The organism is Corynebacterium sp. HMSC04H06 (assembly GCF_001815935.1).
GTDB lineage: Bacteria > Actinomycetota > Actinomycetes > Mycobacteriales > Mycobacteriaceae > Corynebacterium.
In genome coordinates, this window is the sequence record NZ_KV823397.1 from 1 (window position 1) to 24,031 (window position 24,031).

Annotated in this window: 19 protein-coding genes and 1 pseudogene; 7 read left to right on the plus strand and 13 right to left on the minus strand. The window is 67.2% G+C overall.

Annotation, left to right across the window (positions count from 1 at the left end; genetic code table 11):
• Window positions 1-52: 52 nt before the first annotated feature.
• Genes HMPREF3067_RS00375 through HMPREF3067_RS00395 form a run of 5 tightly spaced genes read right to left on the minus strand, consistent with a single transcriptional unit; the run spans window position 53 to window position 5,524 of the window.
• Window positions 53-1,459 carry an ATP-binding cassette domain-containing protein gene (locus HMPREF3067_RS00375; RefSeq protein ID WP_070767776.1) on the minus strand — a complete coding sequence of 469 codons (1,407 nt, stop codon included), beginning with the start codon at window positions 1,457-1,459 and terminating at the stop codon, window positions 53-55.
• Window positions 1,456-2,247, minus strand: coding sequence for an ABC transporter permease (locus tag HMPREF3067_RS00380; RefSeq protein WP_070767777.1), 792 nt, complete (start codon window positions 2,245-2,247; stop codon window positions 1,456-1,458). The genes HMPREF3067_RS00375 and HMPREF3067_RS00380 overlap by 4 nt, the downstream gene beginning before the upstream one ends.
• Window positions 2,247-3,203, minus strand: a complete 957-nt coding sequence (locus HMPREF3067_RS00385; protein ID WP_070767778.1) for an ABC transporter permease — start codon at window positions 3,201-3,203, stop codon at window positions 2,247-2,249. Before HMPREF3067_RS00385 ends, HMPREF3067_RS00380 begins: the two co-directional genes overlap by 1 nt.
• Window positions 3,200-4,711 (minus strand): ABC transporter substrate-binding protein, encoded by a 1,512-nt coding sequence (locus tag HMPREF3067_RS00390; protein WP_070767779.1) that lies wholly within the window; start codon window positions 4,709-4,711, stop codon window positions 3,200-3,202. The genes HMPREF3067_RS00385 and HMPREF3067_RS00390 overlap by 4 nt, the downstream gene beginning before the upstream one ends.
• A gap of 48 nt (window positions 4,712-4,759) precedes the next feature.
• Window positions 4,760-5,524, minus strand: coding sequence for a GntR family transcriptional regulator (locus HMPREF3067_RS00395; protein ID WP_070767780.1), 765 nt, complete (start codon window positions 5,522-5,524; stop codon window positions 4,760-4,762).
• Window positions 5,525-6,127: 603 nt separating this feature from the next.
• On the opposite strand from HMPREF3067_RS00395, the gene HMPREF3067_RS00400 reads away from it, so the two are divergent.
• Entirely contained in the window at window positions 6,128-7,915 is a 1,788-nt protein-coding gene (locus HMPREF3067_RS00400) for a BCCT family transporter (RefSeq protein ID WP_083319053.1), read from the plus strand.
• Between the two features lie 72 nt (window positions 7,916-7,987).
• Here the strand turns inward: HMPREF3067_RS00400 and HMPREF3067_RS00405 are convergent, their stop codons facing one another.
• The 4 genes from HMPREF3067_RS00405 to HMPREF3067_RS00420 form a co-directional block, all read right to left on the minus strand.
• On the minus strand, window positions 7,988-9,007 hold the full coding sequence (locus HMPREF3067_RS00405) for an LLM class flavin-dependent oxidoreductase (protein ID WP_070767782.1): 1,020 nt from the start codon (window positions 9,005-9,007) through the stop codon (window positions 7,988-7,990).
• A 29-nt stretch (window positions 9,008-9,036) separates the two neighbouring features.
• Complete coding sequence (gene brnQ, locus HMPREF3067_RS00410; RefSeq protein WP_070767783.1) at window positions 9,037-10,374, minus strand: branched-chain amino acid transport system II carrier protein; 1,338 nt, start codon at window positions 10,372-10,374, stop codon at window positions 9,037-9,039.
• A gap of 159 nt (window positions 10,375-10,533) precedes the next feature.
• Window positions 10,534-11,655: a MalY/PatB family protein gene (locus HMPREF3067_RS00415; protein WP_070767784.1), complete on the minus strand. Its 1,122-nt coding sequence runs from the start codon at window positions 11,653-11,655 to the stop codon at window positions 10,534-10,536.
• Between the two features lie 20 nt (window positions 11,656-11,675).
• Entirely contained in the window at window positions 11,676-13,562 is a 1,887-nt protein-coding gene (locus HMPREF3067_RS00420; RefSeq protein WP_070767785.1) for an ABC transporter ATP-binding protein, read from the minus strand.
• Window positions 13,563-13,729: 167 nt separating this feature from the next.
• Between HMPREF3067_RS00420 and HMPREF3067_RS00425 the strand changes: the two genes are divergently transcribed.
• Both HMPREF3067_RS00425 and idi read left to right on the plus strand, forming a co-directional pair.
• Window positions 13,730-14,278: a hypothetical protein gene (locus HMPREF3067_RS00425; RefSeq protein ID WP_246819179.1), complete on the plus strand. Its 549-nt coding sequence runs from the start codon at window positions 13,730-13,732 to the stop codon at window positions 14,276-14,278.
• Window positions 14,279-14,292: 14 nt separating this feature from the next.
• On the plus strand, window positions 14,293-14,850 hold the full coding sequence (gene idi, locus HMPREF3067_RS00430; RefSeq protein WP_070767786.1) for an isopentenyl-diphosphate Delta-isomerase: 558 nt from the start codon (window positions 14,293-14,295) through the stop codon (window positions 14,848-14,850).
• Here the strand turns inward: idi and HMPREF3067_RS00435 are convergent.
• Window positions 14,823-15,959 (minus strand): carboxylesterase family protein, encoded by a 1,137-nt coding sequence (locus HMPREF3067_RS00435; RefSeq protein WP_070767787.1) that lies wholly within the window; start codon window positions 15,957-15,959, stop codon window positions 14,823-14,825. The genes idi and HMPREF3067_RS00435 overlap by 28 nt on opposite strands.
• Before the next feature lie 18 nt (window positions 15,960-15,977).
• Between HMPREF3067_RS00435 and HMPREF3067_RS00440 the strand changes: the two genes are divergently transcribed.
• Together HMPREF3067_RS00440 and HMPREF3067_RS00445 are read left to right on the plus strand one after the other, a co-directional pair.
• Window positions 15,978-16,160: a hypothetical protein gene (locus HMPREF3067_RS00440; protein ID WP_083319054.1), complete on the plus strand. Its 183-nt coding sequence runs from the start codon at window positions 15,978-15,980 to the stop codon at window positions 16,158-16,160.
• An 11-nt stretch (window positions 16,161-16,171) separates the two neighbouring features.
• Complete coding sequence (locus tag HMPREF3067_RS00445; RefSeq protein ID WP_070767788.1) at window positions 16,172-16,495, plus strand: hypothetical protein; 324 nt, start codon at window positions 16,172-16,174, stop codon at window positions 16,493-16,495.
• Between the two features lie 12 nt (window positions 16,496-16,507).
• Here the strand turns inward: HMPREF3067_RS00445 and malQ are convergent.
• A pseudogene (gene malQ / locus HMPREF3067_RS00450) lies at window positions 16,508-18,617 on the minus strand (4-alpha-glucanotransferase).
• A 124-nt stretch (window positions 18,618-18,741) separates the two neighbouring features.
• Between malQ and HMPREF3067_RS00455 the strand changes: the two are divergent.
• On the plus strand, window positions 18,742-20,577 hold the full coding sequence (locus HMPREF3067_RS00455; RefSeq protein ID WP_070767789.1) for an AMP-dependent synthetase/ligase: 1,836 nt from the start codon (window positions 18,742-18,744) through the stop codon (window positions 20,575-20,577).
• 122 nt (window positions 20,578-20,699) lie between these two features.
• Complete coding sequence (locus HMPREF3067_RS00460; RefSeq protein ID WP_070767790.1) at window positions 20,700-21,386, plus strand: phosphate signaling complex PhoU family protein; 687 nt, start codon at window positions 20,700-20,702, stop codon at window positions 21,384-21,386.
• Here the strand turns inward: HMPREF3067_RS00460 and HMPREF3067_RS00465 are convergent.
• Window positions 21,383-22,714, minus strand: coding sequence for a PepSY-associated TM helix domain-containing protein (locus HMPREF3067_RS00465; RefSeq protein WP_070767791.1), 1,332 nt, complete (start codon window positions 22,712-22,714; stop codon window positions 21,383-21,385). The genes HMPREF3067_RS00460 and HMPREF3067_RS00465 overlap by 4 nt on opposite strands.
• 125 nt (window positions 22,715-22,839) lie before the next feature.
• Window positions 22,840-23,784, minus strand: a complete 945-nt coding sequence (locus HMPREF3067_RS00470; RefSeq protein WP_070767792.1) for a hypothetical protein — start codon at window positions 23,782-23,784, stop codon at window positions 22,840-22,842.
• Window positions 23,785-24,031: the final 247 nt, after the last annotated feature.

Below are 24,031 nucleotides of genomic sequence, written 5' to 3' on the forward strand. Positions count from 1 at the left end.
AAAGGGCGCCACGGAAACCACTCCGTAGCGTCTACTCGGCGTGCCTAAATACCTACGTAGACGAAGTCTCGACCGCGGCCAGCAACTCGCGCGTGTAGTCGTGCTGCGGGTTCTCCCACACCTCGGCCGTCGGCCCCGCTTCCACTACGCGGCCGTCGCACATGACCACCACGGTGGGGCAGAGGTAGCGAATCACCGACAAGTCGTGGGAGATGAATACGACGGTGAGATCGTAGGCATCGATGAGCGAGTCGAACAGATCCAGCACCTGCCGGCGCACGGAGACGTCCAGCGCGGAGACGGCCTCGTCGGCGAGCACGATATCGGGCCGGCCCACCACGGCGCGCGCAATCGAGATGCGCTGGCGCTGCCCGCCGGAGAATTCGTGGGGGTAGCGGGAGGCATCGCTTGCTTTCAACCCCACCTGCTCCAGTACGCGGGCGACCTCCTCGGGTCCGGCGCCGCCCTCGGCGATGGATCGCCCCACCGTCAGGCGCGGGTTGAGCGAGCCCTGCGGATCCTGGAAAACCATCTGCACGCGCCCGTCCACACGCACGGACCCGCTGTCGGGGCGCTCCAGCCCCGCAATCAGCTTGAGCACCGTCGTCTTGCCGGACCCGGAGCCACCGACCACCCCGACGCGCCCGCCCCGCGGCACCGCCAGGTCCACGCCTTCTACCGCCGCCGCGCCGCTGAAGCTCTTGGTGACCGACTCCAGCGCGATGACGGGGTCCTGGCGGGTGGGGACGGCATCGCCGGCCGGCAGCCGGGAGGCGCCCACCAGCTGCTGGGTGTACGGGTGCTGCGGGTTGTCCAACACGTGCTCGCCGGCCTCGACGATGGCCCCGTCGCGCAGCACCGCGATCTGCGAGCACATTCGTTGCGCAACGCGCAGGTCGTGGGTGATAAACAACACGGCTGTGCCGTGCTCGGCGGCCAGGGCGTCGATGAGGTCGAGGACCTCGGCCTGCGTGGTCGCGTCCAGGGCGGTAGTCGGCTCGTCGCAGATGAGCAGGTCAGGGGTGCGCGCCATCGCCATGGCAATGAGCACGCGCTGGCGCTGCCCGCCGGACAGCTCGAATGGGTAGCGCCGCGCTGCCGATGCCGGCAGCAGCACCTTCTCCAGCATCTCCGGGCTCCCCCCGGCCAGACGCAGCTGCCGCCCGACGGTCATCAACGGATCCAGCGCGCTCATGGGCTCCTGGAAAACCATCGCCATCCGCTCGCCGCGCAGCCGCCGATGCCGCTTATCCGCCAGCCCCACCAGCTCCTGGCTGTCGAAGCGGATACTGCCGGCGACGGGCAGGTCGTGCAGCCCCATCACCGACAGGGCGGTTAAAGACTTGCCGGAGCCGGACTCGCCGATAAGGCCGAGGCGCTGGCCGCGGTCCAGGTGCAGGGAGACGTCGTCGACGAGCCCGTCGCCCACGCGCAGGCCCTCGATGGCAAGCAAAGTCATGCGTCCTCCTTCGGATCCCAGGCGTCGCGCAGCCCGTCGCCCAGCAGGTTAAAGCCCAGCACCGTTACGGCGATGGCCGCCCCCGGCGCCCACACCAGCCACGGGGCGGTGCTCATCAGCGTCTGCGAGTCCTGCAGCATCCGCCCCCAGGATGCGGCCGGGGGAGCAGTGCCCAGCCCCAGGTAGGACAGGGCGGCCTCGGCCAGCACGGCCAGGGCGAAGTAGACGGAGGCCTGGACGATGATGAGCCCGCGGATATTCGGCAGCACGTGGCGCAGCGCAATCCGCGGCGCGGACACGCCGGAGACCCGGGCGGAGGAAATGTAGTCTTGGTGGATGACCTGCAGCGTGCCGGAGCGGGCCACGCGCGCGAACGCCGGGATGCCCGCGATGCCGATGGCCACCATCGCCGTTACCGTCGACGGGCCCCACACCGCGCCGGCGACAATCGCCAGCAGCAGCGCCGGGAAGGCGAGCACCAGGTCGGAGCCGCGCATGATGAGCCAGTCGCCGTAGCCCATGCCGGCCATCACCCCCAGCGGCACGCCGACGGCTGCCGCGATGCCGACCGCGAGCACGCCGACCAGCAGCGTGACCTGGGATCCCACCATGATGCGCGCGGCCACGTCGCGGCCAAACCGGTCGGTGCCCAGCAGGTGTTCGGCGCCGGGGCCGACCAGCCGGGCGGCGGTATCTGCTAGGTCCGGTGGGTAGGGCGTCCACACCAGGGACATCAGCGCCAAGATGACGGGGATGGCCACCAGGACGACGCCTAGGTACTTCTGCATTACGCGGCCTCCTTAACACTGGGGCGGGCGCCCGCGCGGCCGCCCGCCAGGCGCGGGTCAATTAGGCGGTAGGCCACGTCGACGAGCAGGTTCACCGTCAGGGTGAACGCCACCAGGAGCATGACCAGCGTCTGGACGGTGGTGAGATCGCGGTTGGCGACGGCATCGAGAAGCATGCTGCCCAGGCCCGGGACCACGAAGACGGATTCGATGACCACGGCGCCGATGACCAGCGTGGTCAGCTGCACCCCGGCGACGGTCAGCACGGGCAGGGCCGCGTTGCGCAGGCCGTGGCGGATAAGCGCCCGGGTGGGCGAGGCCCCCAGCGCCCGGGCGGTGCGGATATAGTCCTGCCCCATGACCTCGCGGACGGCGGCGCGCACGTACCGGGTCAGCATGGCCGCCTGCACCAGTGCCAACGAGATCACCGGCAGGATAAGGTGCGCCACGAAATCGCCGAAGCCCTGGTTGGGCGGCACCCACCCGCCGGTGGGCAGCCAGCGCCCGAAGGCGTTAATAAGCAGCAGGCCGACCAGGAAGTTCGGCAGTGCGATGCCCAGCTGGCTCAGCACCGACAGCCCCGGGTAGCGGGCGCTGGCAATCCCCAGCGGCACCGCGATGACCAGCGCCAGCAGCAGCGCCAGGCCGACCAGGATGAGCGAGACCTGGGCGCGGTCGAGCACCTGGGCGGTAATGGAGGTCTGCGAGGCCAGCGAGACGCCGAAATCGCCGCGCAGCAACCCGCCCATCCAGTCCGCGTACTGGGTGATAAGGGGCTGGTTGAGGCCCAGGGTGGCGCTGAGCTCGGCGATGGCGTCGTCGGTGGCGTTGATACCCAGCGCCACTCGGGCCGGGTTGCCCGGCACCGCCCGCATCATGGCGAAGATGACCACGCTGGCCACCGCCAGTACGAAGACGTAGCGGCCCACCAGCTTCACGATGCCGACTGCCCTCACCGCGCGCTCACCTCCGTGAGATCGACGGAGTCGGTGACCATGTCGGGGCGCAGCCCGGTCACTCCGGGGCGGCTGAGCACGATATTGGGCATGTTCATCAGTGTTATGGCGCCGGCCTCGGCCATGATCTGGTCGACGGCCTGGGAGGTCAGCGCGCGGAATCCTTCGGGGGTCGCGGCGGTATCGGCGGCGGCGAAAAGCTCGCGCACGCGCGGAGAATCGTAGCCTAGGTAGTAGTCCGGGCTGCCGAACAGGGTGGTGAGATCGCGCGGCTCGACGTGGGAGACCAGCGAGACCTGGTAGTCGTGGGCGCCCATGACCTGGCCCAGCCACACCGCGGGGAATTCCGCGGACTCTAGCCGCACGTCGAAGCCGACCTCCGTGAGCTGCGAGTAGATCAGCTCGGCGGCGGTCTGGGCGTACGGCAGGGTGGGCACGGTGATGGTGATGGGGGCGCCGACGGCTCCGGCATCGTGGAGCAGCTGGCGCGCCCGCTGCGGGTCGAAGGGGTAGTAGTCCTCGCCGGTGAACCAGGGGTCGGTGGGCGCCACTGGGGCGGCGCCGGTGTCGGTGGCCAGCCCGCCGAAGAGGATCTCGCTGGCGGCCTGACGGTCAATGGCATAGGCCACGGCCTGGCGCACCCGCGGGTCGTCGAAGGGGGCGGCCTGGTTGTTCAGCGACAGCAGTACCTCGCCGTTGGTGGTGCCGACGTGCTTTTCGATGCCGTCCGGCAAATCGTCGAGTAGCTCCGGCGACTGGACGGCCCAGACCACGTCCGCCCCGCCGGAGCGCAGCGCGTTGAGGGCGGTCAGCGAATCCGGGAAGTAGCTGATGGTGACCGGTTGGGCGGCCGGGGTGCCCCAGTAGTTGTCGCGGGGGTCGAGCGCCACGAACTCGTTGGGGCTGAACTTGCTCACGGCGTAGGGGCCGGTGCCGACGGGGCGGCTGGCGAGCTGGTCCACGCCGTTAGGCGTCATCATCGCGCCGACGGTGGTGCCGAGCTGCCACAGCCAGCTGTTGGAGCGCTGGTGCAGATCGACGGTGAGCTCGTGCTCGCCGGTCGCGCGGGCGCTTTTGACCACGTCCATCTGGGAGGACAAGGCGTTCGACCAGTGGTTTTTGACGTAGTCCAGGCTGAAGGCTGCGGTCTCCGCGTTGAAGGGGGAGCCGTCGGAAAAGCGCACGCCGCGGCGCAGCTGGAAGACGTAGTGGGTGCCGTCGGCGGAGACCTCCCAGTCGGTGGCGAGCTGGGGCACGACCTCGCCGGTCTCGGAATCGATGGCCACCAGGGTCTCGTAGACGTTGTTCATCAGGGCGGCGGGGATGGCCGCGCCGCCGACGGTGGTGAAGTCCAGCGACGTGGCGGGGGAGGGGGTGGCGACGGTGAGGGCATCGCCGGCCTGGCCGGCAGGGGCTGGGTCGACGACGGCGGTATGACCGGCCGCGCACCCGGATAGCAGGGTAGCGGCGAGTACCAGCGACGCGTTGCGTCGGCCTCGGAAAGTCATATCCAAAGGGTAGTGCACCCCGTCACTATTTGGCGAAATTGCCACGCACTAGCTGCCGCTAGACCCCGGGAAGACCTCCAGCGGCGAGGCGCCGCCGCGCACGGAGGACAGGTTCACCGACAGGGCGTCGGCGCGGTAGCAGTAGACCGCCAGCTCGACGGGGCGGCCCTGGTGGTTAGAAATAAGCATCTCCACGGTCCAGATGGGGGAGCCGGGCTCGATGCCCAGGGCCTCGGCATCGTCGGCAGTGGCGGTGCCAATGTGGATGCGGCGGTTGACGTTGTCGAAGTCGACGCCGGCGGCGCGCAGGTGGGTGTGCAGCGAGCCGGAGTCGGCGTCGAAGTTGAGGATTTCCTGCCCGACGTCGATGGGGAAGTAGAGCCGTTCGATCACCATCGGGCGGTCGTTGCAGCTGCGCAGGCGGTGGACGTAGACCACCTGCTCGTCGGAGCCGACCCCCAGGCGCTGGGCGACGTCCTCCGGGGCGGGGCGGCGGGCCAGCCAGAAGGTCTTCTGCTGCGGGGTGTAGCCGTGCTGGCTGAGCCAGGAGCTCACGGAGATGATGGAGTCGAAGGTCTCGGCGTTGAAGTTGCCGAGCACGACGGAGCGCCGGCCGCGGCCGGAGGAGATGGCGCCCTCGGTGCGCAGGACGGCCATCGCTTGGCGGACGGGGCCGCGCGACGAGTTGAACTGCGCGCACAGTTCGGCCTCGCTGGGCAGTTGATCCCCCGGTTGGAGTTCGCCGCTGCGGATCTGCTCCTTGAGGTAGTCGCAGATCTTGAGGTGCTGTTGCGGTTCTCGGTGCTGCCTCACTAGTTGTTCAGTGCTCCCTTCAATCCAGACAGGCTGGAAAACGCCGACGCTTCCGTCACCTGGGGTGGCAGGCGCCGGCCGGCCCGCGAGCTGGGGAGAACGCGGACCCTAGTAACGGTTTGTCTTAGTTGTGTCAAGTGTAACGAATAACGGTTTTATAAAAAAACGACATACAAGTAATTATTTGGATGTAGACATGTTTTGTTTAGGTTGCGACGATGGGTTGGTGGCCATCTGGAAGGGGCCGGTCACCGGCGCGCTTTTCGCTCCCTAGCTAGCGCGATTATAGGGTTGCCGGGGCGTGTAGCCAAGGCGCAGGGACGCCGCGCAAAGCTAAGAGAAAACTCAGGAAGATAGATAAGTCACACAATCGGCGGGGGTGTCGCGAGGAGGAAAGTGTATACAAATCCGCGTCCGCACCGTTCGAACGTGGCATAGCTGTGCCGCTTTGATCCGCGTATATGTCTACATCTGTTGATCTTTTGCTTCCGGCGATTGTCAATCGGGCGGGGTTGATTATTAATTCTCAGTTTCGTCGATTCGGGCAGTGGCGTCCGCTACTCTGGTGACAGCATATTTCGTCCAAAGATAGGATCATTCCTCATGTCTTCCGATCGGCCCAAGAGGTTTCTTGGGCTCAAGACCGACCCCTTTGTCTTTCTGGTCGCCGCCGGCTTCATCGTGGTTTTCGTGGCCGGCACCCTGTTTTTCGGGGCCCAGGCCCGCGATCTCTACGCGGTGGCCTCCAATTCCTTGCTCACCAACCTGGGCTGGCTGTACATCGGCGGCTTCTCGGTTATTTTCGTCTTCTTGATTGGCATCTTCGTCTCTCGTTATGGCAACCTGCGCCTAGGTGATGACGATGACGAACCCGAGTACTCCCTGCCGGTATGGTTCTCCATGCTCTTTGCCGCCGGCCTGGGCGCGACCCTGCTGTTCTGGGGCGCGGCCGAGCCGCTCCACCACTCCTTCAATCCGCCCCGCGGGGGACTGGAGCCGATGAGCCAGGCGGCCATCGACCAGGCATTCCACTTCACCTACTACCACTTCGCGGTCCACATGTGGGTCCCGTTCGCTCTGCCGGGCTTGGCGATGGGCTACTTCGTCTACAAGCGCAAGATGCCTGCCCGCATGTCCTCGGTCTTCTCCCCGCTGCTCGGCAAGCGCGTCTACCGCTGGCCCGGCAAGCTCATCGATGCCCTCTCCATCATCGGCACCGTCTTCGGCCTCGCCGTCTCGGTGGGCCTGGGAGTGCTGCAGATCAACGCCGGCCTGAACATCATGTTCGGCGTGCCGCTGGTCGGCTGGGTCGAGGTGTTCATCATCGTGGCGGTCACCGCGATTGCCTCCATCTCTGTGGCCTCCGGCCTGGACCGCGGCGTGAAGATCTTGTCGAACGTCAACATCGTCGCCGCGTTCGTGCTGATGTTCTTCGTGCTGGTGATGGGCCCGACGCTGACCCTGCTCAAGCACACGGTGGAGGCTTTCGGCGGCTACGCCAGCTCCCTGCCGGAGCTGATGTTCTGGACGGACTCCTTCGAGGAGAACCCGGGCTGGCAGGGCACGTGGACGGCCTTCTACTGGGCCTGGACCATCTGCTGGGCCCCGTTTGTGGGTATGTTCATTGCACGCATTTCGCGCGGGCGCACGGTGCGCCAGTTCATCGGCGGCGTCCTGGCGCTGCCGACCATCGTGGTCGTGGTGTGGTTTTCCATCTTCGGCCGCGCGGCCATTGAGACGGAGCTGGACAACCCCGGTATTCTGACCAAGCCGGTGGTCGAGGACGGCGACACCCCGGTTGCGCTGTTCGCCCTGTTGGAGCAGTACCCGCTGTATATGCTCTCCGGCACGCTGGCGCTGGCGGTCATCATCGTATTCTTTATTACTTCGCTGGACTCGGCGGCGCTGGTCATGGACACCTTCGCCAGTGGCGAGGAAAACAAGACCCCGACGTATTACCGCGTCTCGTGGGCCTGCGCGGTAGGCCTGGTGACCGCGGCCTTGCTGTTCATCAATGACACGGGCATCGAGGCCATCCAGGAAGTCGTCATCGTGGTGGCGCTGCCGTTCTTCCTGATGGAATTCGTGATGATGTATTCGTTGGTCAAGGGTATGCACGATGACTCGGCGGCGCAGCGCCGCACCCGCACGCGCCACTGGGGCAAGACGGACACGCCGGAGAAATACGAGGCCGCCGATGCCCGTCCGGCCCCCGGCTACGACAGCGAGGGCAACGAGCTGGATCGCCCCGAACTCGAATACGACGAGGACGGTAATATGCGCATCCCGGGCAATATCATCGTCGAAGGCGACCTGGGGGTGGGCGGCGACTTCGACGACGACTGGGACGGCGAGGACGCCGCCGGCCCGGGGAACAAGCCTCGCGCTTAAGGGGGAGCGGGTCTGAGGCTGGGCCCTAAAAGCCCGCCTAGAGCCCGGCTTAGACCGAGCCCGTAGCCCGGTCTAGAACCAGGCCTTGGCCAGGATGTCCAGGGACTTGAGCGTCTCGGCGCGGCTGCTGGTCTGAATGGAGACCATCAGCTCGTCGGCGCTGGCGTGATCCTGGAACCACTCGAGGTACTCGCGGACCTCGTCGCCGGTGCCGACGGCGGAGTAGCGCAGCATCTCCAGGATCTGCTGGCCCTGGTAGGAACCGATGATCTGGTTGACCTGCTCGTCGGTCAGGAACTTGCCGCGGCCGGCAAACGCCTTGACGCGGTTGAAGCCGACGCGCTCGAAGATTTCGGAGGCCTCTTCGGAGGTATCGCCGGCGGTGACGTTGACCGCGGCGATGACGTAGGGCTCGTCCAGGACGTCGGAGGGCTGGAAGTTGTCCCGGTAGTACTTCGTCGCGGCCTCCAGGTGCTGCGGCGCGAAGTGGGAGGCGAAAGAGTAGGGCAGGCCGTACTTGGCTGCCAGTGATGCCCCGAACATCGACGAGCCCAGGATGTAGACCGGCACGTGCGTGTTGGCGCCCGGCACTGCCTGGACGCCCGGGATGATGGATTTGCCGGCCAGGTAGGCGGTCAGCTCGTGCACGTCCTCGGGGAAGCGCTCGGCGGCGTTGCCGTCGCGGCGCAGGGCGCGGCCTAGCGTGTGCATATCGGTGCCGGGGGCGCGGCCGACACCCAGGTCGATGCGGTCCGGGTAGAGCTCGGCCAGCGTGCCGAACTGCTCGGCGATGATATAAGGAGCGTGGTTCGGCAACATCACCCCGCCCGAGCCCAGCCGAATGCTGTTGGTGTGGGCACCAATATGGGAAATCAGCACCGCCGGGGCGGAGGAGGTGATGGTGGACATGTTGTGGTGCTCGGTGTACCAGAGGCGCTTGTACCCCAGCTCCTCGGCCCGCTGGGCGAGGGTGACCGAGTGGGCCATGGACTGGGCGGCGGTCTCCCCCTCGTAGATCGTGCAGAAATCCAGAACGGAAAGCGGTGCGTGGGCAGTCTGGGTAGTCAATGGTGCTCCTTTAGAAGACGACATCTTGCTACCCACCGTACCTGCGGCGGATTTTATTCGGCGGCGGGGCGCACGAGGGCATCGATAACCGCGCCGACGACGAAGGCGATCGCGGTGGGCACGACCCAGCCCAGCGACAGCGCCTGGCCCGGCGAAAGGTTGAGCATCGGCTCCAGGGCGCTGGCCCAGCCCAGGTCGGCGATGACCGTCAGAGCGGACCAGAGCACGGAGACCCACAGGCTCAGTCGGTAGCCCCAGTAGAAAGTCACGGCCTTTTTGACCAGTGGCTGCAGCAGCGTGATGAAGATCAGCGTGATGGCCGGCGGGTACAGGAAGGTAATAAACGGCACGGCCACCGACAGCACGGTGTCCAGGCCCTGGAAAGCCAGCAGGATGGACAGGGCGGTAAAGACCACGGCCCAGAAGCGGTAGGTGGTCTTGGGCACCAGCATCTCGAAGAAGGCCGAGCAGGCGGTGATAAGGCCTACGGCGGTGGTCATGCACGCCAGCAGCACGATGGTGGAGAAGACCGCCTGGCCGACCGTGCCCATGGTCATATTGGCGGAATCGGCCAAAAGGACCGCGCCGGACTCGTAGTCCTGGCCGTTGGGCAGGGTCTGCGCCAGCCAGGCCAGGCCCAGGTAGATGGCCGCCAGCAGGCCGCCGGCGACGAGGGCGGCGGTGATGGTGCCGCCCATCAGGGACTTGGTGGACTTGAATCCCTTGCTGCGCAGGGAGCCCACGATGACGATGGAAAACGCCAGGCCCGCGATGGCGTCCATGGTGTTGTAGCCCTCGAACAGGCCGGTGACCATGGGGGAGCTGGAGTAGTCCTCGGTAGGCACGCCCGGGTTCCGCGGGTTGGCGGTGGTGGCCAGGATGATGAGCAGCGCCAGCAGCGCCACCAGGGCCGGGGTCAGGAACTTGCCCAGGGTGTCCATGATGGAGTTCGGCTTCCAGGATAGCGCCAGCGCGATCAGGAAGAACACAGCGTTGAAGATGCCGTTGGCGGCGGTGCCTTCCCAGCCCAGCAGCGGGGTGATGGCGGTTTCCATGGAGACCGCGCCGGTACGCGGCAGCGCGTAGAAGGCGCCGATGGCCAGGTAGGCCATGGCGGAGAAGACGACGCCGAACCAGGCGCCGCCGTGGGCTCCCAGGTCACGGACGCTGCGGCCAGACAGCGAGACTGCCACGACCGCCAGTACCGGCAGCAGCACGCCGGCGGCGAGGAAGCCTAGGACGGCGGGCCAGAAGTTAGTGCCGGAGGACACGCCCACCATGGGCGGGAAAATGAGGTTGCCGGCGCCGAAGAACATCGAAAACAGCATGAGCGCCGCCACGATGATGGTCACAGCGGGCCGCTTCGGTGCGGACGTAACGGGTTGAGCCATTGCTTAAGCCCTTCATTGACAGGGGTCGTATAGTATTGCTCCCGCCGCCGCGCCCCACGGGGGTGGTGTGGGGCCCAGCGGCGGGTTATGGCCGGCGGGTCGCGCCGTTCGTATAATGAGACAATACCGCCCACTGTATGAGAAAGTAAAGACGGGGTGCTAGTTTTCGAAGGCGCGGCCCAGCCGGTCGAGCGCCTCCTGCAGGATTTCCCGCGAGGTCGCGAAGTTCAGCCGCGCGTGGTGCTTGCCGCCGGTGCCGAAGGTGGAACCCTCGTTGAGTGCGACGCGGGCGTTGTCCAGCACCCAGCGGGCCGGGTGCGGATCGGAGCCAATCTTAGTGTCGGAAAAGTCCAGCCACAAAAGGTAGGTCGCCTGGGGGCAGGCGGTCTTAATACCGGGCACGCGCTGGGGAAGCTCCTCCAGCAGCCAGTCCCGCGTCTGCTTTAGATAGGCCAGCTCTTCGTCCAGGTGCTCGCCGCCGTCGCGGTAGGCGGCCTCGGCGGCGATAACGCCCAGGGTGCCGGTGCCGTCCTTGGCCACCCCGGACAGCTTCTTCCACGTGGCGATATCGGCGGGGTTGGAAAAAATCATCTGCGCGCATTTTAGCCCGGCCACGTTGAAGGCCTTCGACGTCGAGGTCGCGGTGATAGTCACGTCCGGGCCGACAGATGCCACCGGCGTGTGCTGGCCCTCAAAGACCAACGGGGCGTGGATCTCGTCGGCCAGGATGCGGGCATCATAGGTGCGCGCCAGCTCGACCAGGCCGCGCAGGAAGTCCTCGTCCAGCACGCGGCCCAGCGGGTTGTAGGGGTTGGCCAACAGGATGGAGCCGGCGCCGGCGGCGAAGGCGCGCTCGATTTCGGCCAGGTCCATCTCCGCGGAGACCTCGAGCTTTTCGCGGCCGGCGGTGGCGGGCACCTCCAAAAGCGGCGGGTAGGACGGCACCGGCACGACGACCGGGGAGTCCGGGCGGGTGAAATACTGCACGCCCAGCAGCATGCCGCGCACGACGTCGCCGATCCAGAAAATCCCCTTCTCGTCTGGGCGCCAGCCGAAGCGCTCGGCGTAGAAGTCCGCGAGCGCTCCCGGCAGATCGCTGACGCGCGGGGCCGTAGTATAACCGAAGGTCTCGCGGTCCACCATGCCCTGGATGGCGTCTTTGACCGCGGGCGCGGTGGGGAAGTCGGATTCGGCAATCCACAGGGGGATGACGTCGGAGTCGTAGACGGTCCACTTGCGGGTGCCGCGGGCGGCTAGTTGCTCAAGACTCGGAAATTCCATGGCCCCCAGCCTAGCCGGGCTTAAATCTCGGACTCATCCTCCGGCTCGCGCTCCGGGCTGCCGTCAACGAAGCCGAAACGCTTCAACCTCCGCCTATCCGCCGCGGAGGCCGACTGAGTCAGCTGCAGCAGCTGTGCATAAATTCCGCCCGAGCGGGCCAGCTCCGCCGGCGAGCCGATCTCCTGGACGCGTCCGCGATCCAGCGTGACGATCGTGTCCACGCCCGCGATGGTGGACAGGCGGTGGGCGATGATCAAGGTGGTGCGATCCTTCATCAGCTCGTCCAGGCCGGCCTGAACGGCGCGCTCGGCCTTGGTGTCCAGCGCCGAGGTCGCCTCGTCGAGGACCAGGATGGGCGCGTCCTTGAGCATCGCGCGCGCCACCGCCACGCGCTGCTTCTGCCCGCCGGACAGCCGCAGGCCGCGCTCGCCGATGACGGTGTCGTAGCCGTCGGGGAAGGCGGTGATGAAGTCGTGGGCATTGGCGCGCTGGGCGACGGCGACGATCTCGGCATCGCTAGCGCCCGGTTTGCCGTAGGCGATGTTCTCGCGCACCGTGCCGGAAAACAGGAAGGGCTCCTGGAAGACCACGCCCACGGAGGCGCGCAGCTGCTCCGCGGTCAGGTCGCGGACCGGGTGACCGAGTACCTCGAGGTTGCCCTCCGTCGGCCGGTACAGGCCCAGCAGCAGGTTGACCAGGGTGGACTTGCCGCCGCCGGACTCGCCGACCAGGGCGACTTGCTGGCCCTCGTGCGCGGTGAAGCTGACGTTTTCGACCACCGGCTTGCCCTCCTCGTAGGAAAAGGACACGTCGTGGAAGGCAAAGCCCGCTCGCCCTGGGGTCTGTTCCAGCGGGGCGACGTTCTGGGAGCCGGGCTCGGTGGCATCGGCGGCGCGGGCGGCGCTGATAAGGGCCGGGTTGGCCGTGGGCTCGACGTCCTCGCCCATGACGCGGAAGTAGTCGCGGGAGCCGGCGATGGCCCGCTGCGCGGAGTCGACAATCCAGCTCATCATGAACACCGGCTGCTTGGCCATGGTGACCATCTGGATGAGCATGACCATATCGCCCAGGCCGAAGTGCCCGCCCAGGGTGCGCCAGAAGATGACGGCGTAGATGCCGAAGAAGATGGCGGCCATCGCCAGCCCGCGCAGCCCGTCCATGGTGTGCCACCAGCGCGACTGCGGGCGGGTGGTCTCCACGTACCCGCGGTAGTGGCGGGCAAAGCTGGTCAGCTCGCGCAGCTCAGCCACGAAAGACTTGGTGACCTTGACCTGGCCGATGACCTCGGCGAAGCGGCCGTTGGCGACGTCGATGTGCTCGTTTTTGACCGCCTCGTAGCGCTGCCAGCGCTTGGAGGTCAGCGCCGTGAGCCACATATAGATAGGAAAGAGCAGCGCCAGCATGATCGTCAGCGGCCAGTAGTAGAAGGCGGTGATAATCAGGATCGCTACGACCTGCAGCAGCATGGAGATGAAGTTGTTGGAAAACGACTGCAGAAACTGCGTGACGAACATGATCGAGCGGTCCAGGCGCGCGATGATAGTGCCGGTTATCTGGTTGTCGTAGTAGCGCTGCGGCAGCGATAGCAGCTTAGCGAAATACCGCGTGGACAGGATTTGCCGAAGGCGCGAGACCATGACGTCGCCGACGTAGCCGCCCAGGTTGTTGAAGATGGAGCCTAGGGCATCGGCGGCAAAAAGCAGCAGGGCGAGCCAGATGACGGTGCGCAGGGCGGTCTCGGCGGGGTTGTCGCCGGTCACGGCGGCGACGATGGTGTCCGTGGCCTCGCGTACGATAAACGGCGAGGCCAGCGACAGCGCCGCGGCCAGGGTGGCGGTTAACACCACCCCGAGGTAATAGGGCCACAGTGCCCACGCGCTTTTGACGATCCGGGCCAAAGAATTCATGCCCTGCCTCCACTACCTAAAGCGTTGTTTTTGATTAAGTCACGGGAACCCACAGATACTAAGCCCGCCAAGCACGCCTGGCAAACGGGACGTCGATGCGTTAAAAGGCGGCCGCGTCGGTTAAGCTTACGGCGAGCAAGTACTACACGGACGGGAGATAATCCACGGTGAATAACTCGCAGTGGCGGGCCCTCGGGCTGGTGCCGGTGTGCGCGCTCGGGCTGGCGGCCTGCAGCGTGCTCGAGCCCGGAGAAGCCGGCCTGAGCCCCGACGAAGAAATCACGGTCACCTCCTCCGAGATGCCCGATTTCAACCCGGAGGACGTGCCCGACAAGGAAGTCAAGGACGACCTCACCCAGACCGTCAAGGACGAGGGCCTCAACGTCGAGTGGACCCTGCAGGGGGTCTACGCCGACAACGTCCAGGGCTCCGTGGTCACCGTCGCGCTGAAAAACCTCAACGACGTGCCCCTGCCCGCCGATGCCATCGGCCAGCCCAAGCTGGAATATCGCTCCGGTAGCAGCTTTGAGGAAGTCGACCTGCTGGACTACGATCCGGAGGTCAACTCCGACGTCAACCCGCCAGGCCTCGACTACCCGCTGGGGGAGAAGGCGACCACCAACGTCCAGTACCGCGTGGACGCGTCCCCGACCGCGCTGACCGATGCCCGCTTGACCCTGGGCAACGTCACCTGGGTAGGGAACCTGAACCTGTGACGCCGAAGACGCCTATGACGCCCGCTCCAGAACTCGTCGTGCTCGCCGGCGCCGACGGCCAGCCTGCCGGGACCGCCGACAAGGCCACGGTCCACACGGACAACACGCCGCTGCACTTCGCGTTTTCCGCCTGGGTCCACCGCGGCGACGAAGTCTTGGTCACCCGCCGCGCCCTGGCTAAGAAGACGTGGCCGGGCGTGTGGACCAACGCCTTTTGCGGGCACCCCGGGCCCGGCGAAGATACCGCCGATGCCGTCCTGCGCCGCGCCGCCTTCGAACTAGGCCTGCGGGATACCGCGCGGCCGGAGTGCGTGCTGCCCGATTTCTCCTACCGCGCGGTGGATTCTTCTGGCGTGGTCGAAAACGAGATCTGCCCCGTCTACGTCTTAGAACTGGCCCCGGGGACTGAGCCGGCCCCCAACCCGGACGAGGTGGACTCCTACCAGTGGGTTACGGCGCGTGCGCTTATCGATGCCGCCCGCGCCACCCCGTTTGCCTTTAGTCCCTGGATGGTCGAGGAGCTGGCCGAGCCCGCCCTGCGCGACTACCTGTTGGGGGCATCCGGGCGGTAGCAGGCCCACAGGTAGTCCAGCGGGCCGGGGTGCGGCTGGTGGGCGCCGGTGGCGAGATCGAAGCGCTGTGCCGACCCGGCGGGGAAACCGGCGTCGCCGGTGCGCGCGAAGTGGGCCAGCCACTCGGCGAAGACCCCGTCGGCGGGGTCGAAGAGGGCCGGCAGGTCGTCGCAGTGGCGCGCCGGCGCCCCGTCGGAGCGAACGAACTCTATGTGGCGGACCAGCTCCGGATACGGGTGCTGGTGGGCCACGGCGGCGACCCAGCGGCGGATGGTGGCATCGCCGACCACGGCGCGGTTGCTAACCGAGTGAGTGCCGGCGCGCCAGGTGGCAAAGCGCGGCAGGTTCAGCGCCGCGGCCAGCGGGCGCGGCGGGACCTTGAGCCGGTCGAGGCGGCGCGCGCCGGGCTGGTCCCACATCTCCTCGCGGGTGCTGCTAACCACCAGGGGAACCGCAGCGAGCTCCGCTGGCTCCAGCGGCCACGGCCCGAGCGCGATGTCGAGGGCGTGCCGGGCGCGGAAGCGCCGGTAGCCGCGCTTCAGGCGGCCGCTTTTGGCGAGCTTGGACAGGCTGCGGCGGGTCACCGGGGCCGCGAGCGCGGTGCGCAGGCTGGCCTTGCGGCGGGAAAACGGGGCGCGTGGAAAGGCGGGGGAAAGAGCTACGGCCCGGCGGAAGCCACCGCGGAAGTGATCGCGGCGGCACAGCCACAGCGCGATGGCCGCGCCGGCGGACTGGCCCACTAGGGTCACGTTGGTCGGATCACCGCCGTAGTCCTCGATGTTCTTTTGCACCCACTCCAGGCCCGCCAGGCAGTCGTTGATCCCGCGGTAGGAGCGCGGCTCGTCGCCGGGGAAGCGCGTGAAGCCGGACAGGCCCAGGCGGTAGCTGAGCTGGACCAGGACGAGGCCGGCGCGGGCAGGGTAGTCGCCGATGGCGTCGCGGTGGGAGCCGGAATCAAAGCCGCCGCCGTGGATGAAGACCACCACGGGCAGGTCCGCGCCCGGGCGCGTGCCGGCCGGCCGCGTGATGGTCATCGACCCGACCTGCGGGGCGGCATCGAAGGGATCTTTTGGGGCAGCTGCGGGAAGCTCGAGGGATTCTGGCGCCATGCTATAAGATCATAGGCCATGGATCTTCTCTCGGAGCTTGCCGATGCCACCTCCCAAGCCGTGGCCTCGGCACCCATGTGGCTGCAGGTGGTGATCATGCTGCTGACGGTCGTGCCGACACTGGTGGTGGTGGCCTGGGTGCTCATGCTGGTCGTCGACTGGTGCGCTCGCCGTTTCCGCCGCCGGCCCGGGCGGCACTAGGATGAGTCATTATGGATGACAAGCACGCCGCGGACGCCCCGGAAGAGGTAGGGCGCTCGCACCGGAAGTATTCGCCGGTGGACCCGCGGGTAAACCCGTCGGCGGATCAGTCGCGCCCGGATTACCAGCCGCGCGAGGGCTTGTCCGGGTCCCAGGCGCCCGAAACAGCCGAAGCGGCCGAAGCAGCCGGGACGGCCGGGGGCGGGGCCGGCCACGCGGCGGGGGCAGGGCAGCAAAAGCGCAAACGCTCGCTGCCGCGCTCCCAGGTCACCCCGACCCTGCGCCTGCTTATCGCCCTGGTAATCGTCGCCGCGCTAATCGGGCTGTTCGTTTAGCGGGCTGCTTGTCTAGCCGCCGCCTCGTCTAGCGGCCGCCGCCAGGCGGGCAAAGAGCGGCTGGCCGGCGATATCTTCCAGCAGGACAGGGCGCTGCTGGCTATCGCACAGCGGTACGCACCAGTTGGGGTAGAGATCCCGCGTGGTGCCCGGCTGGTTCTGGGCGCGGGTATCGCCGACCATATCCACCAGGTTCGTCACCGTCAGCGCGGCCGGGGTGGCTGCGGCGAAGCGGTGGAGGGCCTCGACGACGGCCAGCTCGTCGTCCGGCCGCGGCGTGACGGCCGGGTCGAGGACGCCCTCGGTGGCCAGCTGGTTAAAGACGGCCTGCTGCCAGGCGCGATCCTCGGCGTCTTCCACCTCGGCCGGGCGGGTGAGCACGCCTAGCTCCTCGCGCAGGGTGATGTGCCCGCCGCGCAGATAGGACAGCGTCGGCGGCATGTCGTGCGTGCCCACGGCCACCAGCGCCAGGCGCCGGTAGTCCGCCGAGGCCCGCGCGTTTTCCGTGTCCCCGGCCTTTTCAAACCAGACCACGTTGGTGCCCAAGATCCCGAAGCGGGCCAGCTCGCCGCGCACGGATTCTTCCACCGTGCCCAGGTCCTCGCCGATGACCACGGTGCCGGTGCGCTGGGCCTCGAGCGCCAGGATGCCCACCATGGCGCGCGAGTCGTAACGCACGTAGGTCCCGGCCGTCGGCGGTAGGCCGCGCGATCCAGTAGAGGCGGAACAGCCCCAGGATGTGGTCGACGCGCAGGCCGCCGGAGCGGCGCATGGCCGTGCCCAGCAGGTCCCGCCACGGCCTGTAGCCGGCTTCGGCCAGGCGCACCGGGTGCCACGGCGGCTGCGACCAATCCTGGCCCAGCTGGTTGTACTCGTCCGGCGGCGCGCCCACCGAGGCCAGCGGAGCCAGGTACTCGGCCAGGTTGACCGCGTCCGCCCCGCCCGGGTGGATGCCGACGGCCAGGTCCATGATGATGCCCACGCGCATGCCGGCCGCCCGCGCCCGGTCCTGGGCGGCGCCCAGCTGCTCGGCGCACAAAAACTGCAGCCAGCTGTAGTACTCGGTCAGCTGGTCCAGCCCCGCCTGCTGCCGATGCCGCCTCCCCGCCTGCGCCGCCAACTCCGCCTCGGCGCACCAGCGGGCAAACTCCTCCAGGCCCGCACCCTCGGTGCGGGTGAACTCGCGGAACTGCGCGCGGCGCTCCTCCGTGTGATCCAGGAAGAACAGCTCGCGCAGCACCTGCAGCTTGGCGTCGAAGATGGCGTCCCGATCGATGACCTCGGCGGTGTTGTTGGCCAGCCGGAACTCGGCGGCGAGTTCGTCGACGTCGGCGCGGGTGTCGGCATCGAGAAGCGCAAGCTCCGGCACGTCCTCGACGCGCAGGTAGAGCGGGTTAATGAACCGGCGGGTCGTGGGCAGGTAGGGAGAATCCTCCACCGGTGGGAAGGGCTCGGCGGCGTGCAAGGGGTTGACCAGCAGGAAATCCGCGTCCGCGTGCTCGGCCACGAGCTCGGCCACAGCGCCCAAGTCGTGGAAATCGCCCATGCCCCAGCTGGCAGCCGAGCGCACCGAGTACAGCTGCGCCATGACGCCGGTGCCCGGCTGCGTGAGCAGCTCGTCGGCGGTATCCAGGTGGGACGGCACCACGATGAGCGGGCAGCTCGCCTCCAGATCCTCGCTGCGCAGGTGCAGTTCGTGGTAGCCCAGCGGCAAGTCGCCCGGCACGTGGAAGCTGGCCTCGCCCCAGAACTTACCGTCGACGTCGACGTCGGGGGAGTCGTTGGGATCCTGGTAGGTCGGCGCGGTGCCGCCGTTTTCCAGTTCTACCGTGACCTCGGCGGGCGCGCCGGCGGGCACGTGGACCAGAAACGGCTCCTCGTTGCCGGCCGTGGCGACCACGCAGGCCGGCAGTGGGCGGGAGGCGGCGGCCTGGTAATCCCAGTAGAGCTGCAGGGTGATGTCGTCGTCGCTGGGCTCGGCGGGAATGCCCACGCCGAGGGCGCGCAGGGTGCCAATGATGGTGGGGGCATCAATAGCAATGTGCTCGCCGGATTGGGCGGTATACGCCGTCGCGACCCCGTGGTGGGCGGCGAGCTCGGCGAGGAGGTGGCGGGAAGTCACGGTGCTCATTGTGCCATGAAAGCCGCAGTGTTGCTTGCTGAATATAGGGCGGGAATTGGTAGAGTGGACCACGGTTTTTATGAGGAAATGGTCATGTTCTTGAAGCAGGCCTGAAAGGAAAATTGTGACCCTACCGGAAGTACATACCCCTGCAGAGTTTGAGATCGAGGAAGGCGAGACCTGCCTGACCGCTCTCATCGCCACCGCCAAGGCCCGCCCCCACGGGGTCATGTTTACCCGCCCGGCCAACTACGAATGGGTCAACGTCACGGCCAAGGAATTCATCAACGAGGTCTTCGAGGTCGCCAAGGGCCTCATTGCCTGCGGGGTGGAAAAGGGCGACCGCATCGCGCTGATTTCGGCCACTCGCTACGAATGGTCGCTTTTGGACTACGCCATCTGGGCGGCGGGCGCGGCCTCCGTGCCGGTCTACCCGTCCTCGTCGATGTCCCAGGTCCAGTGGATCATGGAAGACTCCGGCGCCGTCCTGGCCATTACCGAAACCCGCGAGCACTCCGAGCTGGTGCGCCACCTGGTCCTACAGGACGACGGGCAGCCGATGCTCAAAGACTCCCCGTCGCAGCTGCGCCGCGTGCTGGAGATCAACTCCGCGGCCATTGACACGCTGAAATTTGAGGGCCGCGGGGTGGAGGACTCGGTTATCGAGGAGCGTATCGCCGCCACGCGCACGGATGACCTAGCCTCGCTGGTCTACACCTCCGGCACGACCGGCCGGCCCAAGGGCTGCATGCTCACCCACCGCAACTGGCTGGCCGAGGTTCGCGGCTTGCTGACCAACCCCATCGGGCACATCGCCGTGCCGGGCACCCGCGTGTTGACCTTCCTGCCGCTGGCCCACGTGCTCTCGCGCGCGGTCTCGCTGGCGGTGGCCATCGGCGGCGCCACCCAGAACCACTGGTCCGATTTTTCGACCCTGTCCATCGAGTTCGCTCGCTCCCGCCCGAACCTCATTCTGGGCGTGCCGCGCGTGTTCGAGAAGGTCTACAACTCCGCCGCCGCCAAGGCCGCCGACGGCTCCGGCGTCAAGGCTGCCCTGTTCAGCCAGGCCGAGAAGGTCGCACAGGACTACTCGCGCGCCCAGGACACCCCGGAAGGCCCCAACCGGCTGCTGCGCGCCCAGCACAAGCTCTTCGACAAGCTGGTTTACTCCAAGATCCGCGAGGGCGTGGGCGGGCAGGTGCGCTATGCCATCACCGGCGGCTCGGCCATGAGCCACGACCTGCTGCACTGGTTCCGCGGCATCGGCCTGCCGGTCTACGAGGGCTACGGCCTGACCGAGGTCGCCGCGGCCGCCGCGGTGGACTTCGAGGACCAGAAGATCGGCACCGTCGGCCGCCCGCTGGAGGGGGTTACCATCCGCACCAACGAAGAAGGCGAAATCTGCATCAAGGGCGACATCGTCTTCGCCGGCTACTGGAACAACCCGCAGGCCTCCGCAGCCGCCCTCGAGGACGGCTGGTACAACACTGGCGACCTGGGTGAGATCCTGGATTCGGGCCACATCATGATCACCGGACGGAAGAAGGACCTCATTGTCACCGCCGGCGGCAAGAACGTCTCGCCGGGGCCGATGGAGGATATGCTGCGCTCCCACCCGCTCATCTCGCAGGCGATGGTCGTCGGCGACGGCAAGCCCTTCGTCGGCCTGCTGCTGACCCTGGAGCCGGAGGCGCTGGAGCGCTGGAAGCGTGAGTACAACATCCCGGCTAGCCGCAGCGCCCAGGACGTGGCCACCGACCCGACCCTGCGCGCCGAAATCCAGGACGCCATCAACCAGGTCAACGCGACCGTCTCCCACGCGGAGGGCATCAAAAAGTTCTACATCCTGGAATCCGACCTGACGGAGGAGGAAAACGAGCTCACGCCGACGATGAAGGTCAAGCGCAACGTCGTCGCCCAGCGCTACGCGTCCGCCATCGAGCACATCTACAAGCGCTAGAGATAAAAATCTTCTCGGAGTGTCGCCCAGAAAGTTGCCAGGTTCTCGCCTAAAGTCAGCAAGCGTCGACGGTAAGTCTCAACCTTTACTTCAGGATTGGGTTTGTTCGCGGAAAGGACGATATGCACAAACTGGCTGCTGAATTGCGCCACCGCGAATTGACGCAGGAGATCTACAACATCGGCGACGAAGTGGCCGAATACATCGAGCACCTCATCGAGGCGCTGGAGGACTGGGACGTCGAGCTGGTCGTGGATTGCGTGGCCGAGCTCGATGACATTATTGAGGACGCGCGCGTGGACGCCGGCCGTTGCGTCGGTGAGCTCATCGGCCTGCGCCAGGCGCTGGTCTCCGGGGTGCGCTCCGGGACCATCTCCGCGGCGGGGTCAGGCGAGTTCGACGTGGCCCCGCCGGCGGGGCTGACGGCGGCGCGTTTGGAGGCTGACTACGCCGTGGCGGGCCCGCCGGTGGACGTCCACCAGCTGGCCACCGCGCTCAACGCCCGCACCCGGGCGACGGCCGAGAACCTGCGCGAACAGGTCGACTACGTCCTGGCGCAGACCGATGCCGTGGCGCGCAACCTCGACATGGTCTCCCTGCCGCACCTGTACAAGCGCGTGGGACAAACCGTCGGCGTGGCATTGCAGGCCTGGCAGCACTGCGTTGCCGATGCCCACCCCGGCTACGTCCGTGCCATGCGCGGGCACAACCCGCCGCCGTTCTTGGCAGAGCGCGCCCGCGTCCAGGCCGTCGTGGCCAAGGTCGCCGCGAAGCGCGCCGCCCAAAAGACGAGCAACGCTACCGCTTAGGACTTAACTAGACTTCCTTCCTTCTGGTCTGAGGGAAGGGCCGACGCCGCTGGATTCCCTCTCCAGCGGCTTTTCATTTTCCACTGGTCGACGGCAATAAACAGCACCAGGGTCGCGCCGAACAGCGGCAGGAAAGTGCCGGCCGTCGCCACGAACAGGCCGACGATGGACCACTCGCCCCAGCTCAGCCGCGGGTGGCGGCCCGGGATCCGCGTCGGGCGGCGCTTGAACCACATCGCGTAGCCCGCGCCGATCATCACCGCGATGGCCACCGCCGAGGCCAGCAGCAGGATCTGCAGCGGCAGGCCGAACATGATGCCCATGTGCAGGTAGGTGCCCCACGAGGTCAGCTGAGAAAACAGCGGAAGGTCGCTAAAGGGGAGGGAGGCGGTGACGGCCTGGGCGGTCGGATCGATGGCCACGGCATCGGAGGCCAGGCGCCAGGGCACCCAGCGCTCGGCGGCCTGCCAGCCGTGGGCGGTGTCCTCGCCGGGGAAGAGGCGCAGGGGCCCGGTGAGTCCGGCATCGCGGGCGGTGCGCCAGACGCCGTCGGCCTGGTCGGCGATTTCCGCGTCGAACCACTGGCCGGCGACGACGGGCGGGTGCGGCAGGGCGGTATCGACCGGGTCGGCGCTGCCGCGCAGAGCGCTGATCGTCGTTGCCACGTTGGCCCCGGCGACGTTCGACCAGGTGATGCCGGTCGCGGACAGGCCGAGCAGGACCACCAGGAGCCAGGTGCCGAGGCTGCCGTGCAGGCGCATCAGGCCGCGGCGGCCGAACCAGGTGGTGCGGGGGCGGCGGTAGCACAGCCAGATGGCCAGACCGCCAAGGGCGACGAACCACATCCAGGACGCCGCCAACTCCGAGTACAAGGCCCCAATGTCGCCGAGGTGAAGCGACTTGTGCAGCTGGGAGAACCAGTAACGCACCGGCAGTTCGCCGACACCCGAGTAGGACGGCTGCGCGCCCAGGACGTGGGAGTTGTAGGGATTGACGAAGACGGCCAAGAGCCGGGACTCGCCCAGCGCCGGGTCGGCCACCAGCACGCGGGTCGTGTCCGTGGCGGAGTCGGCCGGCCAGACCTGCTCGACGGGGTAGTCCGGGTAGGCCGCCTGGGCGGCGCGGACTTGGTCGCTGAGTGGCTGGGGTGGGGCATCGTTGGCGCTGACGTGCAGCAGGTCCCGGTAGACGAAGTTCTCGATCTGCGGGGCGACGGCATAGCCGGCACCGCTGATGGCCGCGACCAGGATGAATGGTGCGATGAATAGCCCGGCATAGAAATGCAGACGTTTGGTCAGGGCGCCCAGGCCCGTGTTGATAAAGTTCACGCGAGTATCCCTTGTGGAAGGAAGAAACGGTCAAGGACAAGGAGCGTCGCGTCTGCAGCCGGAAACTCTTCTAAGAAGTCGTTATCGCTGACAGAAAAGTTCCCGGCTGTTGAAAATTGGTGCGTTTAGGCAGCGCGCGCGCCGAAGTTCCCCGGCGCCTTTAGGTGGCTAAGCAGGAGGGCCTCCGTCCGGCGCGGGTGCTCGGTCAGGTCGTCGTAGCGCAGCCTGAGTGGGCGGTAGGAGGCGTGGCGGAGGGCATCGTCGCGCAGCTGGAGGGCTGAGGCGTGCAGTTGTGTGCTCCCGCACGCCGGGTCCTCGACCTCGACGGCCAACCAGTTATTCAGCAGGATGCCGATGAGCGCGCCCGTGCTGGCAAACGTGCACAGCTTCATGTCGTTGAGGTGAGGTCGCAGGAGGCCGGAGGAGAGGATGAGCGCGCGGGCGTAGGACTCGCCCACGTGGCGCACCGACGGGTTGGAAAGTTCCGCCACCCGGCGGGCGACCTGGATGTTGCGGGCGCGGCCCAAGAATTCGATCTCGCGGCGGAAGTCGGTGGGGGTGATACCTAGGGCGCGGGCGGCGTCGCCGGCGATGAGCCCGGAGATAAAGCCATGGAAGCGCGCCACGTCGATGACGGCGCGGGCGGGGTTGACGCAGCGGATGCCGTCGATGATGTCGTACTGGTTTAGCCGCGTTTTGCGGAACATGATTCCGGGGATATGCCGATCGTGGGGCGGGAGGTTGTTATTGGGCAGGGACATCTCGGTCGGCGCGTTGGCGGCCGGGCCGGCCACCGGCAAACGATGCATATGCGCCGCCGCCGCAGAAATCGCCACCGCGCTATAGGAGCTCAGGCCCGCGGCGATGGCGCGCAGGCGGCCCTGCTCCTGGTGGGGCAGGGAGTGGAAGTAGCGCGCGGAGACGGCAAACCGGCCCGCGACGCGCAGCAGCGCCCCGGTTTCGAGGCGGTGCCAGACGAATGGGTGGTTGCTGGGGGTCTTGGAGAGGTTGATTAGAGCGTTGGTGTGGTCGGGTGCGGGCGAGCGGAAATACTGTGGTGAAAAGTTCATGGTTCCCAGCCTTGCGGGCGACCCGCCTCCGCGGAAGGGGGCCCACCCGCCACCTGTGGACAACTAACGCGGTTGTGTGCGGTTCGTCACCTTTGGGGCGTTTCAAGGACGCGTTTCTGTGGATAACTCGCCTTCAGGCACGCCGAGTAGGCGCTACGGAGTGATTTCCGTGGCGCCTTTTCTAGTGCCTTTGCTTGTTGCCCGGCAGTCGCGGGGCTCGGCTGGCTTCTTTTTATGGTTTGCGGCT

Bases quoted from the DNA above. Each gene is read 5' to 3' on its own strand.
- HMPREF3067_RS00375 (WP_070767776.1), bottom strand. From the start codon at position 1,459: ATGACTTTGCTTGCCATCGAGGGCCTGCGCGTGGGCGACGGGCTCGTC.
- HMPREF3067_RS00380 (WP_070767777.1), bottom strand. From the start codon at position 2,247: ATGCAGAAGTACCTAGGCGTCGTCCTGGTGGCCATCCCCGTCATCTTG.
- HMPREF3067_RS00390 (WP_070767779.1), bottom strand. From the start codon at position 4,711: ATGACTTTCCGAGGCCGACGCAACGCGTCGCTGGTACTCGCCGCTACC.
- HMPREF3067_RS00400 (WP_083319053.1), top strand. From the start codon at position 6,128: ATGTCTTCCGATCGGCCCAAGAGGTTTCTTGGGCTCAAGACCGACCCC.
- HMPREF3067_RS00405 (WP_070767782.1), bottom strand. From the start codon at position 9,007: ATGTCGTCTTCTAAAGGAGCACCATTGACTACCCAGACTGCCCACGCA.
- brnQ (WP_070767783.1), bottom strand. From the start codon at position 10,374: ATGGCTCAACCCGTTACGTCCGCACCGAAGCGGCCCGCTGTGACCATC.
- HMPREF3067_RS00415 (WP_070767784.1), bottom strand. From the start codon at position 11,655: ATGGAATTTCCGAGTCTTGAGCAACTAGCCGCCCGCGGCACCCGCAAG.
- HMPREF3067_RS00420 (WP_070767785.1), bottom strand. From the start codon at position 13,562: ATGAATTCTTTGGCCCGGATCGTCAAAAGCGCGTGGGCACTGTGGCCC.
- idi (WP_070767786.1), top strand. From the start codon at position 14,293: ATGACGCCCGCTCCAGAACTCGTCGTGCTCGCCGGCGCCGACGGCCAG.
- HMPREF3067_RS00435 (WP_070767787.1), bottom strand. From the start codon at position 15,959: ATGGCGCCAGAATCCCTCGAGCTTCCCGCAGCTGCCCCAAAAGATCCC.
- HMPREF3067_RS00440 (WP_083319054.1), top strand. From the start codon at position 15,978: ATGGATCTTCTCTCGGAGCTTGCCGATGCCACCTCCCAAGCCGTGGCC.
- HMPREF3067_RS00445 (WP_070767788.1), top strand. From the start codon at position 16,172: ATGGATGACAAGCACGCCGCGGACGCCCCGGAAGAGGTAGGGCGCTCG.
- HMPREF3067_RS00460 (WP_070767790.1), top strand. From the start codon at position 20,700: ATGCACAAACTGGCTGCTGAATTGCGCCACCGCGAATTGACGCAGGAG.
- HMPREF3067_RS00470 (WP_070767792.1), bottom strand. From the start codon at position 23,784: ATGAACTTTTCACCACAGTATTTCCGCTCGCCCGCACCCGACCACACC.